16 protein-coding genes are annotated in these 16,812 nt (G+C 45.0%); 10 read left to right on the plus strand and 6 right to left on the minus strand.

Annotation, left to right across the window (positions count from 1 at the left end; translation table 11 throughout):
- The first annotated feature begins 307 nt into the window (after positions 1–307).
- From QF117_RS07020 to QF117_RS07035, 4 genes are all read left to right on the plus strand, one after another.
- Positions 308–1,543, plus strand: coding sequence for an aspartate aminotransferase family protein (locus tag QF117_RS07020; protein WP_282388362.1), 1,236 nt, complete (start codon positions 308–310; stop codon positions 1,541–1,543).
- 85 nt (positions 1,544–1,628) lie between these two features.
- Positions 1,629–2,648, plus strand: coding sequence for an arginine N-succinyltransferase (gene astA, locus QF117_RS07025; RefSeq protein WP_017038796.1), 1,020 nt, complete (start codon positions 1,629–1,631; stop codon positions 2,646–2,648).
- Positions 2,649–2,715: 67 nt separating this feature from the next.
- Complete coding sequence (gene astD / locus QF117_RS07030) at positions 2,716–4,173, plus strand: succinylglutamate-semialdehyde dehydrogenase (protein WP_282388363.1); 1,458 nt, start codon at positions 2,716–2,718, stop codon at positions 4,171–4,173.
- Positions 4,174–4,213: 40 nt separating this feature from the next.
- Entirely contained in the window at positions 4,214–5,005 is a 792-nt protein-coding gene (locus QF117_RS07035) for a DUF1338 domain-containing protein (RefSeq protein ID WP_282388364.1), read from the plus strand.
- Positions 5,006–5,166: 161 nt separating this feature from the next.
- Here QF117_RS07035 and crp read toward each other — a convergent pair whose 3' ends face one another.
- The 6 genes from crp to QF117_RS07065 form a co-directional block, all read right to left on the minus strand.
- Entirely contained in the window at positions 5,167–5,799 is a 633-nt protein-coding gene (gene crp, locus QF117_RS07040; protein ID WP_017036097.1) for a cAMP-activated global transcriptional regulator CRP, read from the minus strand.
- A gap of 262 nt (positions 5,800–6,061) precedes the next feature.
- On the minus strand, positions 6,062–6,931 hold the full coding sequence (locus QF117_RS07045) for a phosphoribulokinase (protein ID WP_017036096.1): 870 nt from the start codon (positions 6,929–6,931) through the stop codon (positions 6,062–6,064).
- Positions 6,932–7,059: 128 nt separating this feature from the next.
- The gene (locus tag QF117_RS07050; RefSeq protein WP_282388365.1) at positions 7,060–7,272 is read right to left on the minus strand and encodes a YheU family protein; all 213 of its coding nucleotides are present in this window, start codon (positions 7,270–7,272) and stop codon (positions 7,060–7,062) included.
- Positions 7,273–7,278: 6 nt separating this feature from the next.
- Positions 7,279–8,274 (minus strand): hydrolase, encoded by a 996-nt coding sequence (locus tag QF117_RS07055; protein ID WP_282388366.1) that lies wholly within the window; start codon positions 8,272–8,274, stop codon positions 7,279–7,281.
- A 9-nt stretch (positions 8,275–8,283) separates the two neighbouring features.
- Positions 8,284–8,760 carry a TIGR02444 family protein gene (locus tag QF117_RS07060; RefSeq protein WP_282388367.1) on the minus strand — a complete coding sequence of 159 codons (477 nt, stop codon included), beginning with the start codon at positions 8,758–8,760 and terminating at the stop codon, positions 8,284–8,286.
- Positions 8,760–10,679 (minus strand): ABC transporter ATP-binding protein, encoded by a 1,920-nt coding sequence (locus tag QF117_RS07065; protein WP_282388368.1) that lies wholly within the window; start codon positions 10,677–10,679, stop codon positions 8,760–8,762. Before QF117_RS07065 ends, QF117_RS07060 begins: the two co-directional genes overlap by 1 nt.
- A gap of 142 nt (positions 10,680–10,821) precedes the next feature.
- Between QF117_RS07065 and kefG the strand changes: the two genes are divergently transcribed.
- From kefG to QF117_RS07095, 6 genes are all read left to right on the plus strand, one after another.
- Positions 10,822–11,448, plus strand: a complete 627-nt coding sequence (kefG, locus tag QF117_RS07070; RefSeq protein ID WP_282388369.1) for a glutathione-regulated potassium-efflux system ancillary protein KefG — start codon at positions 10,822–10,824, stop codon at positions 11,446–11,448.
- Positions 11,438–13,237 carry a glutathione-regulated potassium-efflux system protein KefB gene (gene kefB, locus QF117_RS07075; protein WP_282388370.1) on the plus strand — a complete coding sequence of 600 codons (1,800 nt, stop codon included), beginning with the start codon at positions 11,438–11,440 and terminating at the stop codon, positions 13,235–13,237. Before kefG ends, kefB begins: the two co-directional genes overlap by 11 nt.
- 42 nt (positions 13,238–13,279) lie before the next feature.
- A complete protein-coding gene (locus QF117_RS07080; protein WP_282388371.1) occupies positions 13,280–13,495 on the plus strand; it encodes a YheV family putative zinc ribbon protein in 216 nt (71 codons plus the stop codon).
- Between the two features lie 110 nt (positions 13,496–13,605).
- Positions 13,606–14,190 (plus strand): peptidylprolyl isomerase, encoded by a 585-nt coding sequence (slyD, locus tag QF117_RS07085; protein WP_282388372.1) that lies wholly within the window; start codon positions 13,606–13,608, stop codon positions 14,188–14,190.
- Positions 14,191–14,561: 371 nt separating this feature from the next.
- Positions 14,562–15,878, plus strand: a complete 1,317-nt coding sequence (locus tag QF117_RS07090) for an adenylosuccinate synthase (protein ID WP_282388373.1) — start codon at positions 14,562–14,564, stop codon at positions 15,876–15,878.
- A 245-nt stretch (positions 15,879–16,123) separates the two neighbouring features.
- Positions 16,124–16,759: a tetratricopeptide repeat protein gene (locus QF117_RS07095; protein ID WP_282388374.1), complete on the plus strand. Its 636-nt coding sequence runs from the start codon at positions 16,124–16,126 to the stop codon at positions 16,757–16,759.
- The last annotated feature ends 53 nt before the right edge of the window (positions 16,760–16,812 follow it).

Below are 16,812 nucleotides of genomic sequence, written 5' to 3' on the forward strand. Positions count from 1 at the left end.
AATGAAAAACTATTCGCAACAGATATTCTCTAACAATTTATCACCTTGATACGACTGAGTTGTTGCTGTCACTCGCGACCCTTACAAAAAAAAAGCTTCATAAAAGAACCAACTTGATGCATAAATAGTCATGTGTAGTGACTATCTGTGGATGACCCCACGCTTGAAAAGAATAATTCACTATTGAAATGGTTAATTGAATGTAAATACAATGCTGCAGCAGTAAAAATGCGAAATTTTATATTCCTTCATTTTGAGAGGGTAATACGCAGAACTGCTGGTTGGTCGTGTTAAGAGGGAATGTGCAATGACAGCTGAAAATTTTGGTTCAGGGAAAGAAAAGGTAGAACGCGAATTATTTAACGAGGTGATGGTTCCTTGTTATAACCCAATGGAAATGATTCCAGTAAAAGGGGAAGGCGCGCGAGTTTGGGATCAAGAAGGTCATGAGTACATCGACTTTGCTGGTGGTATTGCAGTGAGCTGTTTAGGTCATTGTCACCCAGCTATGGTCAACGCACTAACAGAACAGGGTAATAAAATTTGGCATTTAAGTAATGTCATGACGAATGAGCCGGCACTGCGATTGGCTAAAAAGCTGACCGAGGTTAGCTTTGCTGAAAAAGTGTTCTTTGCTAACTCTGGTGCGGAAGCCAATGAAGCGGCCCTAAAGCTTGCTCGTCGTTGGGCAGCGGATGTTCATGGCCCTGAAAAATCAGAAATCATTGCCTTTGAACAAGGGTTCCATGGCCGTACTTTTTTCACCGTTACTGTGGGTGGTCAAGCGGCTTATTCAGATGGTTTTGGCCCAAAACCTGGCGATGTTACGCATTTACCATACAATGATATCGCGGCACTAGAAGCACATATGTCGGAGCGCACTTGCGCCATCATGATGGAGCCACTTCAAGGAGAAGGCGGCATCATCTCTCCGACCAATGAATTTATGAAAGCGGTTCGCGAGCTGTGTGATAAATACAACGCTCTGCTTATTTTTGATGAAGTTCAAACCGGCAATGGCCGTACTGGCGATTTCTATGCTTATCAAGGGTTAGGAATCACACCGGATATTTTGAGCACGGCGAAATCACTCGGTGGCGGCTTCCCAATTGGTGCCATGCTCACCACATCAGCGTTGGCTGAACACCTGAAAGTGGGCACTCATGGTTCGACTTATGGCGGTAACCCACTTGCTTGTGCCGTTGCAGAAGCGGTGGTTGATGTTGTCAGCCAGCCTGAAACATTAGCGGGTGTTAAAGAACGTGAAGCGCTCTTTCGTCAGGGATTAGCTAAGATTAATGATAAGTACCAAATCTTTGCTGAAATACGTGGCAAAGGCTTGTTACTAGGCGCTGCACTTAATGATCAGTGGCAAGGTCGTGCTCGTGATGTGTTAGTGGCAGCTGGTCAACATGGGCTTATGGTGTTGGTCGCGGGTGCCAATGTCGTTCGCTTTACGCCGTCTTTGGTGATTTCTCCACAAGAGATCGAAGAAGGGCTTGCTAAGCTTGATGCGGCAATCGCATCGTTAACCTCGAAATAAGTTAACAACCTATACGTATTCGTCTGAATACCGTTCAGGGGCTAGAGACTCTTTTTAGCCCCTATTGCATCAGGAGGGAATTTCGATGCTGGTTATTCGTCCCATTTCAATGTCTGACTACGATGCCTTGCACACTTGTGCAGTGGAATCTGGTCACGGTTTTACATCTCTTCCTGTTAACGAAGAACTGCTGACTAATCGTATCCAACACTCTGAATACAGCTTTGCAAAAGGCGACGTGACAGAGCCGGGGGATGAAGGCTACCTAATGGTCGGCTTTGATAGTGAAAGTGGTGAAGTGGCAGGTTGTACGGGAGTGGAAGCTTCTATCGGTTGGGATGTGCCTTTTTATTCCTATCACATCAGTACTGTGGTCCACGCATCGCCTAAATTGGGCGTGAATAACGTGGTTAAATTGCTGACGTTTGGTAATAACTACACAGGCTGTACTGAAATTTGCACGCTGTTTTTACGACCAAGTTTTCGTGGTGGGTTGAATGGACGTTTGATGTCTAAGTGTCGATTCTTGATGTTGGCGGAACACCCACATCGATTCTCAAAAACCATATTCGCGGAGATGCGTGGGGTATCCGATGACGAAGGAAACTCCCCATTTTGGCAATGGCTCCAGGAGCATTTCTTCTCGATTGACTTCACCATGGCCGATTATTTAACCGGTATTGGTAAGAAAGGCTTTATCGCCGATCTGATGCCTAAGCTGCCAATTTATATCAACTTGCTGAGTAAAGAAGCTCAGGCTGTGATTGGTAAAGTTCATGACAACACATTGCCAGCACTGAAACTGCTAGAGCGTGAAGGCTTCACCTGTCGAAACTACGTCGATATTTTTGATGCAGGCCCTACCGTAGAGTGTGATGCTCGAAATATTGAGTCAGTACGCCACTCATTTCGAGCCAAAGTGGTGATTTCAGAGCACACAAGTGCTGATCATTACTTAATATCAAATACTTCATTTGAGAACTTCCGTGCCACCGCAGCAAAAGCAGCGTATGACCATGCAAGTAACACGGTGATTTTAGCGTCTGATGTCGCTAAAGCATTGCAGGTTTCTCAGGATGACTATGTGCGTATGCTCGCCCAGTAACGGTTTTTATCTGTAATTTTTTCTTCGGTAACCTAATTTTCTCAGTAAAAAGTACAAGGATTTCATTATGACTCATTGGATTGGTGGCGAGTGGATCGCAGGACAAGGCGATGCGATGGTTTCAACAAGCCCATACAACAACCAACAAATATGGCAGGGTGATAGCGCGACTCCCACTCAGGTGGAATCGGCGGTCACTGCGGCTCGAAGCGCCCTTGTTGAATGGAAGAATCGAAGCTTTGCTGAGCGAGAGAAAGTGGTGTTAGCTTTTGCCGAGAAAGTAAAAGAACACAGTGAAGAGATTGCTGAGATTATTGCCAAAGAAACCGGCAAGCCTATTTGGGAAACGCGCACCGAAGCTGGCGCGATGGCTGGAAAGATCGCTATCTCAATCCGCGCATACCATGAGCGCACAGGGGAAGCGAGACGCGAAGCCGCCGGAAACCAAATCGTTCTGCGTCATAAACCATTAGGTGTGATGGCCGTTTTCGGGCCTTATAATTTCCCTGCCCACCTTCCAAATGGTCACATCGTGCCTGCATTGCTGGCGGGAAACACGGTAGTGTTTAAACCTTCAGAGCAAACGCCGTGGATTGGTGAGTTTGCCATGAAGCTATGGCAACAGGCAGGTTTACCTGCTGGTGTGCTTAATCTGGTTCAAGGTGCCAAAGAAACAGGGATTGCACTGGCCGATTCCAAAGGCATTGACGGTGTGCTCTTTACCGGCAGTGCCAATACGGGGCACGTATTACACCGCCAATTTGCAGGTCAGCCAGGCAAAATGCTGGCACTAGAGATGGGCGGAAACAACCCAATGGTGATCTCTGAGCAATTTGGGGATGTTGACGCGACGGTTTATACCATCATCCAGTCTGCTTTCATCAGCGCAGGTCAACGCTGCACCTGTGCTCGTCGCCTTTACGTTCCGCACGGTGAGAAAGGGGATGTGTTGCTCGGTCGTCTTGTTGAGGCCACAAAAAAAATAAAAGTTGATCAACCTTTTGCTGAACCTGCGCCATTTATGGGCCCTCAAATCTCGATGGATGCCGCTAAGGTTATTTTACACGCTCAAGCTAACCTTCATTCTCTTGGGGGCGAAAGTCTGGTAGAAGCCAAAGCAGGAGAAGCGGCATTTGTTTCACCAGGTATCATAGATGTGACTGCGGTCGATGAATTACCAGATGAAGAATATTTTGGGCCGTTATTGCAAGTCGTTCGCTATGACAGCCTAGAACGAGCGGTAGAGATGGCTAACGACACTCGCTTTGGATTATCCGCGGGGCTTATTTCAACTGACGACAGCGAATGGGATTACTTTGTTGACCACATTCGTGCCGGTATTGTGAACCGTAACAGACAGTTGACTGGGGCCAGTGGTGATGCACCATTTGGAGGCCCTGGGGCGTCGGGCAACCTAAGGCCAAGTGCTTATTACGCTGCTGACTACTGCGCTTATCCAATGGCTTCAATGGAAGGCGACGAAACTCTTTTACCAGCGACGTTTAGCCCAGGGATTGAACTGTAGCTTTCTATTTATATATCAATCACCGAATTAAGGACTCGTTATGACACCGGATACTTTATTTACGGCTTTATGGAATGATTATATTGACCGTCTGTGCCCATCGGCTGAGATTGTGCATAAATTGTTGCGCGAAGAGGACGTTTTGATTAATGACCATATCGCCTTGAGAACCTTCAATTCTTCCCCTCTTGGGATTGCTACGTTAGCGAAGCCATTCTTAGATGCCGGGTACGTGGCATGCGGTGACTATGAGTTCGAGAGTAAAAAACTCGTTGCCAAACACTATGAACACCCTGACCCTAAGCAACCTAAAGTGTTTATTAGTGAGCTTAAAGTGGATGAGTGCTCAAGTGAGCTACAACAGATCGTTGCTAAGCTTGTTGAGCAATTGGATCCTAGTAAGCTGAAAGGTCATGAATTCTTGTTCGGTGGCCGGCTTTGGGATCTAAGTGATACCGATTACCAAACATTGGCCAGCGAGAGTGAATATGCAGCATGGCTAGCGGCCCATGGCTATGGAGCCAATCACTTCACTGTGAGTGTGAATCAACTCAATCAATTTTCAGAAGTGAAAGACGTCAACGATCATCTTCGTCAATCGGGTTTTAAGATAAATGAATCGGGTGGCGAAGTGAAAGGCTCACCAGATGTGCTGCTTGAGCAGTCTTCGACGATGGCCGATAAGGTCGAGGTGACATTTAGCGAGGGCAAGAAAACGATACCAGGTGGCTTTTATGAGTTTGCCAAGCGTTATCCGATGGCAAATGGTGAACTTTATACGGGTTTTGTTGCGGCTTCAGCCGATAAGATTTTTGAAAGCACTGATAGCTGATAACTCAATGCACAAAGTATTGATAGCCAAAAGTATTGATAGTCAAAAGTACTGATAGCCAATAGAACCGTTTTTCGTTTTGATTAGCCGTAGACATAAAAAAGCCACCCACATTGCTGAGGGTGGCTTTCTGATTTTTATCAATTTCTAATCATTAGAAATTAACGAGTTCCGTATACAACGATAGTTTTACCGTGTGCAGAAATTAGGTTCTGTTCTTCTAGCATCTTTAAGATACGACCAACGGTCTCACGAGAACAGCCAACGATTTGACCAATCTCTTGACGAGTGATCTTAATCTGCATGCCGTCAGGGTGAGTCATTGCATCAGGTTGTTTTGCTAGGTTAAGCAGCGTTTGTGCAATACGGCCAGTCACATCTAGGAAGGCTAAATCACCCACTTTTTGGCTTGTCACTTGTAGACGGTTAGCCATTTGTGATGAAAGACGCATTAGAATGTCTGGGTTAACTTGGATAAGTTGACGGAATTTCTTGAAAGAAATCTCAGCAACTTCACAAGGAGATTTAGCACGAACCCATGCAGTACGCTCTTGATCTTCTTCAAACAAGCCTAGCTCGCCAATAAAATCACCTTGGTTTAGGTAAGAAAGAATCATTTCCTTACCTTCTTCATCCTTGATCAGTACCGCTACAGAGCCTTTAACGATGTAGTACAACGTTTCGGCTTTTTCGCCGGCGTGAATCAGCGTGCTTTTTGAAGGGTACTTATGAATATGACAGTGTGAAAGAAACCACTCTAGTGTTGGATCTGTTTGAGGTTTACCTAAAACCATAATATCTCACTTCCTCTGAAGGTGTGCTTGTCGCTTTCCGCGGTGTGCTTGTCGCTTTCCATACAGTCAGCTAGCCTAAAATAAGCCTGCTTAGGATAAGAGCACGTTATTCATGCTGCAAGCTATCTAGTATCTCGGTTAAGAATAGTATCCTTTTTTACTTCAAATTTCTTGATTTTAATCGCTTCTATACGCGGTTATTTTACGCAAAAATGTGCACATGATCACGGTATGAAAAGTAATCGACTTCTTTGATGAGAGTTTATCCAATTTTCCCGGTTTCGATCAGCTGCTGCAGGATTGGTCTTGCAATCAGTTCCATCGCAAAGCTCATCTTCCCACCTGGTACCACCAATGTATTATGTCGTGACATGAAAGAGCCATCAATCATAGCGAGGAGGTATGGGAAGTCGACATTCTTTATGCCACGTAAGCGAATAACGACAAAGCTTTCATCCAGACTAGGGATGCCTTTTGCGTTAAGTGGGTTTGATGTATCAACCGTAGGAACACGCTGAAAGTTAATATGAGTGCGAGAAAACTGAGGGGTAATATAATTGAGGTAATCATCCATAGATCGAACAATCGAATCCATGACGGCTTCGCGTGAGTGGCCACGGTCTCGTGTGTCTCGAACAAACTTTTGAATCCACTCTAAGTTAACAATCGGAACCATGCCTATGAGTAGATCAACATGTTGGGCAACATTGACATCCCCGTCGACAACGCCACCATGCAGCCCTTCGTAAAACAGCACATCTGAGTCTTGAGGTAAATCTTGCCACGGTGTGAAGGTGCCGGGCATTTGATTGTAAGGGACCGCTTCATCGAAGGTATGAAGATAACGTCGTACCTGCCCAGTTCCTTCGTTACCGTAAGTACGGAAAAATTCCTCTAGGGTAGGAAAGTCGTTGGCCAGCGGACCAAAGTAACTGATGTGTTTACCTTGTTCTCTGGATTTTCGGATCTCCACATCCATTTCTGGTCGAGTGAAGCGGTGAAAGCTGTCACCTTCCACCCACGCTGGTTTCACGTTCATCATATTGAACATTTTGCGAAACGCTTCTGATGTGGTGGTGGTTCCTGCTCCAGAAGAGCCAGTTACCGCGATAATAGGATGTTTTGCTGACATGACTAACCTTGTCGTAAATGTAACTTACTTGTTGAGTATTCGATAAATCTTAACGTTAGCGTTTCACTATAGCATGCCAAATGGAAAGGTCTACGCCAGTAAAGTGAGTGAAACGAAAAGCGAGAAGGCTATAGCGATTTACGCATTTTTATGTCGACTGTTTCATGCAACTCTGAGAACACAACTGTCGCATCGCCGCTTTTAAGTAACGTTTTTACCTGTTCAATTTTATCTTGCAAAGAGCATTCAATCTCTCCGTAATCGGTTCCTTCGCGAAGGACAAACTCCTTAATAAGGTTGTCTAAAGTATCGTTTTCTATTTGTTGCCAAGGAATAATCATAGTGGCCTATTCGTGGTTTTGATTTGATGGTGCGTGCTTTAATGTTTCGTAATAATCTGGGAGAACTTGTTCTAACCAGAAACCTGGGTTCGTTAAACTCCCTGAGATAAACCCAACATGGCCGCCATGCTCCAATAACTGGTAATTGATGTTATCGGGTAAAATGAAACTCGGTATCACCGCCTGGGTCATAAAGGGATCGTCTTTGGCATGAATGATCTGCAAGGGTAAGGTGATGTCTTGTAATCGATGAATACCAGAGCAACGTTGATAATAGCTCTGCGCACTTTCAAAACCATGTAAGGGCGCAGTAATCAGTTCATCAAATTCATACAACTTGGAGATGCGCTTGATACGTTGATAAGAAAGCCCAAGCTCACCTTTAAGCAGGCGGTGTTTGTGCAGAGCGCTTTTTTTCAAAGAAGAGACTAAATAACGCCGATACACTTTCGAAAACCCTTGCTCAATTCGCTCAGAACACGCGGACAGATCCAGTGGTGCGGATACTATGGTCGCCGCATCCAACAGTGGATTGTCTTGGTAGTGGGCAAGATAGTTGACCAACATGTTGCCACCCAGTGAGATACCGACGGACACTTTCGGATTGGTGGGAAAACGCATGTTTAGGTAGTTCAGAAAAAAGCGAGCGTCTTCTATTTCGCCAGAATGATACGCTCGTGCGAGGTTATTCGGTTTTCCACTGCAACCGCGAAAGTGCATCATAACCGAAAGCCAGCCTTGCTTGGCAAAAGCGTGCATTAATCCATTGGCGTATGGGCTATAAAAGCTGCCCTCTAATCCGTGAAATAGAACAAAAATGGGCTTTTGTATTGCACTCTCTGATAGCGGATCTTCACTCCAAGCTAGGTCAACAAAGTCACCGTCTGGCGTGTCTAGCGTCTGCCAGATAGGTTCAAATAAGGCATTTTTACGTATAAAGCGTGGCACAATGGTTTGTAGATGCGGGTTTTTTATGCCCGTAGCTGGATGAAATTGAGTCATAGGGGACCGTTAGTGTTTATCGCAAGGCGCTGGAGCTGAAAAAGCTTGGTATAGGTGCTCACCGCCCAGTTGACGGCAGTAGCGTTGCGTGAGTGATTGGTGTTCGCAATGGTTCAAAGGCAGCCCATTAATGCAATCAACGAGATCAGATTGCTGTTGTTTTTCTAGTTGAAGCTCAAATTGCAGTGATTCGCGATAAAGAGTATCGGGAACATGGCGTTTGAGTTTCCGTCTGAGCTCTCGGTAGCTATGAAGCAATGCCTCTGAGCGCCCGAGACATTCTTCAACTTTGTGCCAGTCTTCGTCTTGAAAACTGACTTTTTGTTCATCTAACCATTTCAGAAGTAGCAATAAATTGACGTTGCCATGGAACTGATTTTGAAGCTCCAAACACGCCTGCTTAACCTCACGCACACTGTAATATTGAAGACTAAACTGCCATAGCCTTTCAAGTGTTAAGGAGATATTCGCGCGTGTTTGAGTCATTACTGGTTATATTCCTCTTCCATTTGCTCTAAGGCTTCTTGCTCGGCCATCCACTCCATTTCAACCTGCTCGAGTTGAGATTTACTGGTTGCCTGAAGCGCGAGTACTTCATTAAGCTTAGCTTTATTTTCTGCATCATAAAGAGAAGTGTCTGACAAATGCTGCTCAGCGGTGGAAATGTCGTCATTGAGCTTATCCATTTTTTTCTCTAACTGAGTGAGATTTTTACGCAATGGCGCGGTTAATTTTCTAAACTCGGCATCCCGGCGTTTTTGCTCTTTTTTCCCAGCTGCGCTGTTGCTGCTGTTTTTCTCTGGCAGATCTGCTTGGGCTTCTTTCCGTTCAATTTTCTGTTGTTCAGTGAGCCACTTGTAATAATCACTAAGGTCACCATCAAAAGGGGCGACTTGACGATCGTGGACCAAATACAGGTCATCGGTTGTTGCTCTGAGTAAGTAACGATCGTGACTGACAATCACCATAGCCCCTTCAAAGGTCTGCAGAGCAAACGTCAGAGCTTGGCGCATATCCAAATCAAGGTGGTTGGTTGGTTCATCGAGTAGCAATAGATTCGGTTTTTGCCACACAACGAGAGCGAGAACAAGGCGTGCTTTTTCTCCGCCAGAAAAGGGTGCTACTTTATCCAGTGCCTTTTCACCTTGGAAACCAAAGCTGCCTAGGTAATCGCGCAGTTGCTGCTCGGTCTTACCAGGCGCTATCTGCATCATATGCTGTAACGGCGTTTCATCAGGATGTAAGGTTTCGAGTTGATGCTGAGCAAAGTAACCAATTTTAACGCCTTGAGAATAGCCTAAATCACCAGATTGAGGCTTTAATTCACCTGATAGGAGTTTGATTAACGTTGATTTACCTGCGCCATTGCGTCCTAAAAGACCGATACGACTACCGGGAACAAGATTAAGGCGGATTTTTTCTAAGATCAGAGTGTTATCGTAACCTGCACTGACATCATCCATCATCATGATTGGATTAGGTAGGGCGGCTGGCTCTTTAAATTCAAAGCTGAATGGGTTATCAAACTGCGCGGGTAGCACTTTTTCCATTTTTTCTAACGCTTTAATTCGACTTTGAGCTTGTCGTGCTTTCGACGCTTTGTAGCGAAAACGGTCAATATAGCTTTGCATATGCGTCATTTGTTTCTGCTGTTTTTGGAACATAGCTTGCTGCAAAATCAACTTTTGCGCTCGTTGTGTTTCAAAAGAAGAGTAGTTACCGGTGTACTCGTTAAGCTGTTGATTTTCTACATGTACGATTCGGCCAACGATCGGGTCTAGGAAATCTCGGTCATGGGAAATAAGAAGCAATGTGCCAGGGTAGCTTTGTAGCCAGCGCTCAAGCCACATAACCGCATCTAAATCTAAGTGGTTGGTGGGCTCATCGAGAAGTAATAAATCAGAGCGACAAAGAAGCGCTTGAGCAAGGTTGAGGCGCATTCGCCAGCCCCCCGAGAATTGGGTCAGACTCCAACTCATTTGCTCCTGGCTAAATCCCAATCCATCGAGAAGCTCAGCGGCTCTTGAATTAATGGTATAACCACCAATGGTTTCAATTTTTCCGTGCAGTTCTGCGACCAGAGTTCCATCATCAGCGGCTTCTGCATCTAACAGTGCTTGTTCTAGGGCACGATATTCACGATCACCATCAATGACATACTCAAGCGCACCACGTTCAAGTGCCGGTGTTTCTTGTGCTACCCAGGCTAACTCCCAATGAGAAGGCTGGCTAAATGATCCAGCATCGATAGACAGCTCATCTTTAAGTAGAGCAAAAAGTGTGGATTTTCCGCAGCCGTTTTTACCGACTAATCCCACCTTGTCACCAGGGTGGATTGTGGCAGAGGCTTGTTCTAAGAGAGGCTTTCCGCCTCTAAGTAACTGAATGTCAGAAAAGATAATCATAAAATATTAACTTGCACGTGGTGGCATTTATGGCGACAAATAGTAGGTCTAATAAGGATAAATGTCGATCATTATACAAATTGGGTTATGATGCTAAAAAAGAATAACAACTTTACAACATGCTAGGATGATTGCTTGCGAAATGACGGAACTCAATAGCTCAAATCAAAAACCTCTCAAAGTATTAGTGATTTACGCTCACCCAGAGCCTAATAACTCAATCGCTAACCAGGTGATGCTAAAAAAAATCGAATCACTTGAACATGTGACCATTCATGACCTCTATGCCCATTATCCCGACTTTTTTATTGATGTTGCCTTCGAACATCAGCTTTTGCTAGAGCATGATGTCATTGTGTTTCAACACCCTCTTTATATGTACTCTTGCCCATCACTGCTTAAAGAGTGGTTTGATCGAGTATTGAGTAAGGGGTTTGCTTTTGGTGATACATGCCAATTAGAAAATAAGATTTGGCGCAATGTGATCACCACTGGGGGGAATGCTGAGGCGTTTTGTGAGAAAGGTTACAACAAGTACCCATTAGAGCAAATTTTACAACCTTTTGAGTTAATGGCGTCCCTGTGTCGTATGACTTGGGTTGAACCCTTAGTGCTGTATTGGTCGAGAAACGTGACGGATGCAGAACGTTACCAGCATGCTGATTTTTATCGTCAATGGTTACAATCTCCAATCACCGAATTCGACGTCACAGTAGAATCTGGTCAAATAGAACAGAATGGCACGCAAGGAGATCAGCATGGCAATTGAGTATGATTTTTTGCAAAGCAGTGTCATTTTCCTTACCGCGGCTGTTGTTGCTGTACCGCTAGCGCAACGAGTGGGTTTGGGTTCCGTTTTGGGGTACTTGATCGCGGGGGTCGCAATAGGTCCTTGGGGACTGGGGTTAATCAGTGATGTAGAAGCTATTTTGCACTTTGCTGAGTTTGGTGTTGTTCTACTGTTGTTTCTCATTGGTTTGGAGTTGAACCCGAAAAAGCTGTGGCAAATGCGGGGGCCCATTTTAGGCTTAGGCGGCGCTCAGGTGGTGATTACCACTGTCATTATCTCCGCTATTGTTAGCGTGTTTGATCTAAGTTGGCAGACCAGTCTTGTGATCGGTATGGGGCTCGCGCTCTCTTCTACAGCCATCGCACTGAGAGTAATAGAAGAGCGTGGATTAGCCGGCGGAGAAACAGGTCAGTCGGGCTTTGCGGTGTTACTGTTTCAAGATGTCGCGGTCATTCCTATGTTAGCGATACTGCCGATTCTGGCAGGGAACACAGCAGGGAACTGGCTCGATGCCATCTGGATGCTCGGTGGCGTTGCTGGATTGCTCATTGGAGGACATTTTCTGCTTCGTCCTTTGTTTCGATATGTTGTGTTGAGTGGTGTTCGAGAGGTCTTCACCATTGCTGCGCTATTATTGGTCATTGGTATTGCGCTGACCATGAAGCAACTGGGCTTATCGATGGCTTTAGGCACGTTCCTTGCCGGGGTTCTTTTGGCTGAAAGTGAATATCGCCACGAGCTAGAGATCGCCATTGAGCCTTTTAAAGGTTTACTGCTTGGTCTGTTCTTTATTTCGGTGGGAATGGCTGCCAATTTGGGTTTGCTGGCGTTAGAGCCCATGAAGGTGTTGTTAGCGGTTGCGGGTCTTGTCTTTGTTAAAGGTTGGGTGCTTTATCTGCTCGCCCGCTTCTTTGGTATTCGCGCTAAAGCTCGCAGTAAAATGTCCGCGATTCTTAGCCAAGGTGGTGAATTCGCGTTTGTTATTTTTACCGCCGCTACCGCCGAAGGTCTTCTGAGTGCTGATCAACTGTCGTTCTTGTTGGTTGTAGTGAGTTTATCTATGGTCACGACGCCCATTTTGTTGATGGTCCAAGCAAAGTGGTTTGCCAAATTTTTAAATGCGCAAGAGTCGAGTGGGATCTCATCCGATATCATCAATAAAGAACCGAGAGTCATCATTGCCGGTTTTGGTCGATTTGGTCAGGTTGTTGGGCGATTGATGTACGCCAATAAAATCAAGATTACCGTGTTAGAAAGTGACGCAAGCCAAATTCAGTTATTGAGAAAGTTTGGCTATAAAGTCTTTTATGGTGATGCCACTCAGCTCGATTTATTACGTGCTGCGGGGGCAGACAAAGCCGAAGCGATCGTCATATGCACCGATACGCCAGATGAAATCATTAAAATCGTAGACTTGTGTAAACAGCACTTTCCAAAGCTAAAAATATTGGCGCGCGCGCGTAGCCGGGTTGAAGCGTATCAATTGCTTAATCATGGCGTCGATAAGTACTCGCGTGAGACCTTTCTAGGTGCATTAGATCTTGGCAAACAAGCGTTGACCGAACTAGGGATGCACCCATATCAAGCAAAACGTGCGGAAGCGCACTTTAGAAAGCTCGATAACACAATGTTAAAAGAGTTATTACCTCAGCATAAACAAGACAAACAACTCGCGTTAAGAGCAAAAGAAGCACGCAAAGAGTTGGAAGAGATCTTTGGCCGAGAGATGGATAACGATAGTCAATCTCATAATTATTGGGATAAGTAGTCATGCTGGTGGTGTGGAACCCCAGATACCAAAGGAGTGATTGTGAGTCATCTTGAAAAGAAAGTAAAAAAACGCTTTATCGCAGGCGCAAGCTGTCCGAAGTGTCAAGCGCCAGACGCTTTGCGTTGGTGGATAGAGAACAACATAGAAATGGTTGAGTGTGTTGAGTGTCAGCATGTGGATCAGCGTAAACCGAAATCTGTAGATTCTAGTGAACATGCGTCACAGGAAATGATTGGAATTTTTAAGCCGGAATAATTGAGTTTCTTTATTTGATCCCCATAATATAGCCAACTGATTTGGGGAAAACTCAAGTCCTGAATTTTTGCTTGGGGAGTGTCTCAAGCTTTAACTGCCTTGGAGCAAATATGAAAATTGAAAAGAACGTTGTCGTTAGCTTGGCATATGAAGTGAAAGTTGAAGGTGCAGTTGTTGATCAATCAACGGCTGATGCGCCTCTTGATTACCTTCATGGTCACAACAATTTGATTACGGGTCTAGAAAGCAAACTAGAAGGTAAGGTAGCTGGCGACAAGTTCTCTGCGACGATCTCTCCTGAAGATGGTTACGGTGAGCACAGTGATGAGCTTGTTCAACGTGTTCCTGCTGATGTATTCCAAGGCGTCGAAGAAATTGAAGTTGGCATGCGCTTTCTTGCGGATACCGATCAAGGCCCAATCCCTGTGGAAGTTACAGAAGTCGATGGTGATGAAGTCGTGGTAGACGGTAACCATATGCTTGCGGGTCAGACTTTAACATTTGACGTAGAAGTTATTGCTGTTCGTGAAGCCACTGCAGAAGAGCTTGAGCATGGTCATGTTCATAAAGAAGGCGGTTGTGGTGGTCACGATCATGATCATGACCATGAAGGTGGTTGTTGTGGTGGTGAAGGTCACGGCGAGAAAAAAGAGAAAGACGGTTGCTGCGGAAGCGGTAATTGCAGCTCACATTAATTTGTCAGGTATATTGTGCGCCTGCTCCAATGAAGGAGCGGCATACTGAACAAGAGAAAACGCCATCTTCTAATCGGTGGCGTTTTTATTTTGAAACAGAATTCGGTGGTTAGTTTCAACATGCGGTCCTCTATCTTCCATGCCATCGCACAAACTAATCTCACAAGGTAATCCCACAAGGTAATCACCTGAAAGTATTGGGTTAAAAATACATCTGCAACAGAGCTAATATTCACAGTGATACTCCTCGGCTTGTTTCTCAAATAGCTCAGTCAGTTAGTGTGACATTGAATAGTTATGATTAAAAAATGACTGCAAGAAGTGTGATTCGGTGCTAGAATCCATTTTTAACAACTAACAGAACTGGAAAGATGGGAAATAACGTAGTCGTTCTAGGCACCCAATGGGGTGACGAAGGTAAAGGCAAAATAGTTGACCTTTTAACTGAAGATGCAAAGTATGTTGTTCGCTACCAAGGTGGACATAATGCAGGTCACACTCTAGTCATTGACGGTGAGAAAACCGTTCTTCACTTAATTCCATCAGGCATCCTTCGTGATAACGTAAAATGTGTTATCGGTAACGGAGTTGTATTATCGCCTGAAGCACTTCTTAAAGAAATGAAACCTCTAGAAGAGCGCGGCATTCCGGTAATGGAACGTCTATTCATTTCTGAAGCTTGTCCACTCATTCTTCCATACCATATTGCTATTGATCAGGCGCGTGAAATTGCTCTTGGCAAAAAAGCGATTGGTACAACTGGTCGCGGTATTGGTCCAGCATACGAAGATAAAGTTGCTCGTCGCGGTCTTCGCGTTGGTGATCTTTTCGATAAAGCTGCATTTGCTGAAAAATTAAAGAAAGTTATGGAATTCCATAACTTTCAACTTGAGCATTTCTACAAAGTTGACCCAGTTAGCTATGAAGAAGTTCTAGAGCAAGCGATGGGCTATGCTGACATGCTAACGTCAATGGTTATTGACGTAACTGATGAACTTGATGCTGCGCGCAAACGCGGTGATAAAATCATGTTTGAAGGCGCACAAGGCACTTTACTTGATATCGACCACGGTACTTACCCATACGTAACCTCTTCAAACACGACTGCTGGTGGTGTTTCTGCGGGTTCTGGTTTTGGTCCACGTCACATCGGTTACATCCTGGGTATTACTAAAGCTTACTGTACTCGTGTCGGTTCTGGTCCGTTCCCAACTGAATTGTACGATGGCCTTGATAAGCAAGACCCAGTCGGTAAGCACTTGGGCGATGTTGGTCATGAATTTGGCGCGACAACAGGTCGTCTACGCCGTACTGGTTGGTTTGATGCCGTTGCAATGCGTCGTGCTATCCAGATCAACTCTCTTTCGGGCATGTGTCTCACTAAACTAGACGTACTTGATGGCCTAGAAGAGTTGAAAATCTGTACTGGTTACAAGATGAAAGACGGCTCTATCTTGGAAGTTTCTCCAATGGCTGCGGAGTCATTTGAAGAAGCAACGCCAATCTACGAAACCATGCCAGGCTGGTCTGAGAATACGTTCGGTGCCCAATCTATCGACGCGCTTCCAAAAGCGGCTCTAGATTACATCAGCCGTATTGAAGAACTGACCGGTGTTCCGATTGATATTATATCAACGGGTCCAGATCGTAATGAAACAATTATTAAGGTTCACCCATTTAGCGCTTAATGCTAAAGCCAAAGCTAAAGCGAAATGGTTGAAATATAAGTAATTGCAAAAACCGGCCTAAATGGTCGGTTTTTTTATGTCCTGTTTGATGTTATTTTGTTCATCAGTGGCAAGAAGTTGCCGAGCTAGGCAAGTTTTGTCTAAAGAGTTTATCTCTGTTGCCGATACATAAATCAAGCCCATGCCCCCAATGTGAAAGTTCACTATACTGATGGGGCGTTCGGAATTTGATAAAGAGTGCAGATATGAAGCTACGAATAGTAGCAGCTTCGTTAATCATGGTACTAAGTTCATCATTGAGTCATGCAAAAGTGGCGGAAGTGGGTGAGCCTATTCCCATTTATACTGAAGCTGAATTAATTAAACTGATCGAACAAAATAAGCATCTAGAACGAGTCAAAGCCGATAAATGCCAGTTAGTGGAAGATATCGTTGCTCGAGCGACTCGTATTAGTTTGCCTTCTTACGAATTCCTGTATGGTGACATGCTGGCGTGGGGCGTTTGTGTTGAGCAAGACGTTGAGTTAGGCATTTACTATATGGAAAATGCGGCACATCAAGGTTTGCCTTCAGCCCTTGAGCAGCTCGGTCGTTATTATTCTCGTGGTACACTGGTACAGCAAGATAAAGAACGAGCGATTCCTTATTTGCGCGAAGCCGCCGCTATGGGCAATTTAAACGCACGTATTCATTTGGCCGAGTTACTTTTACGTGACTATGGCAGCCCTCTCGACTATGAAGATGCGTATCGATGGCTTTATAACTCGATCAGCGCAGACCAACGAACGCATCGGCGTATATCGGTGTTAAGACAAGGTCTGGAAAACCGCATGCCAGAGAATATCATCGCTAGAGCCAAACGGCGCGATACATTCTGGTAATAGTCACTGAGTTTTATTTGTTAATGCCTAGCTTCTGCTAGGCATTTTGTTTC

Source organism: Vibrio sp. YMD68 (assembly GCF_029958905.1).
Taxonomy (GTDB): domain Bacteria; phylum Pseudomonadota; class Gammaproteobacteria; order Enterobacterales; family Vibrionaceae; genus Vibrio.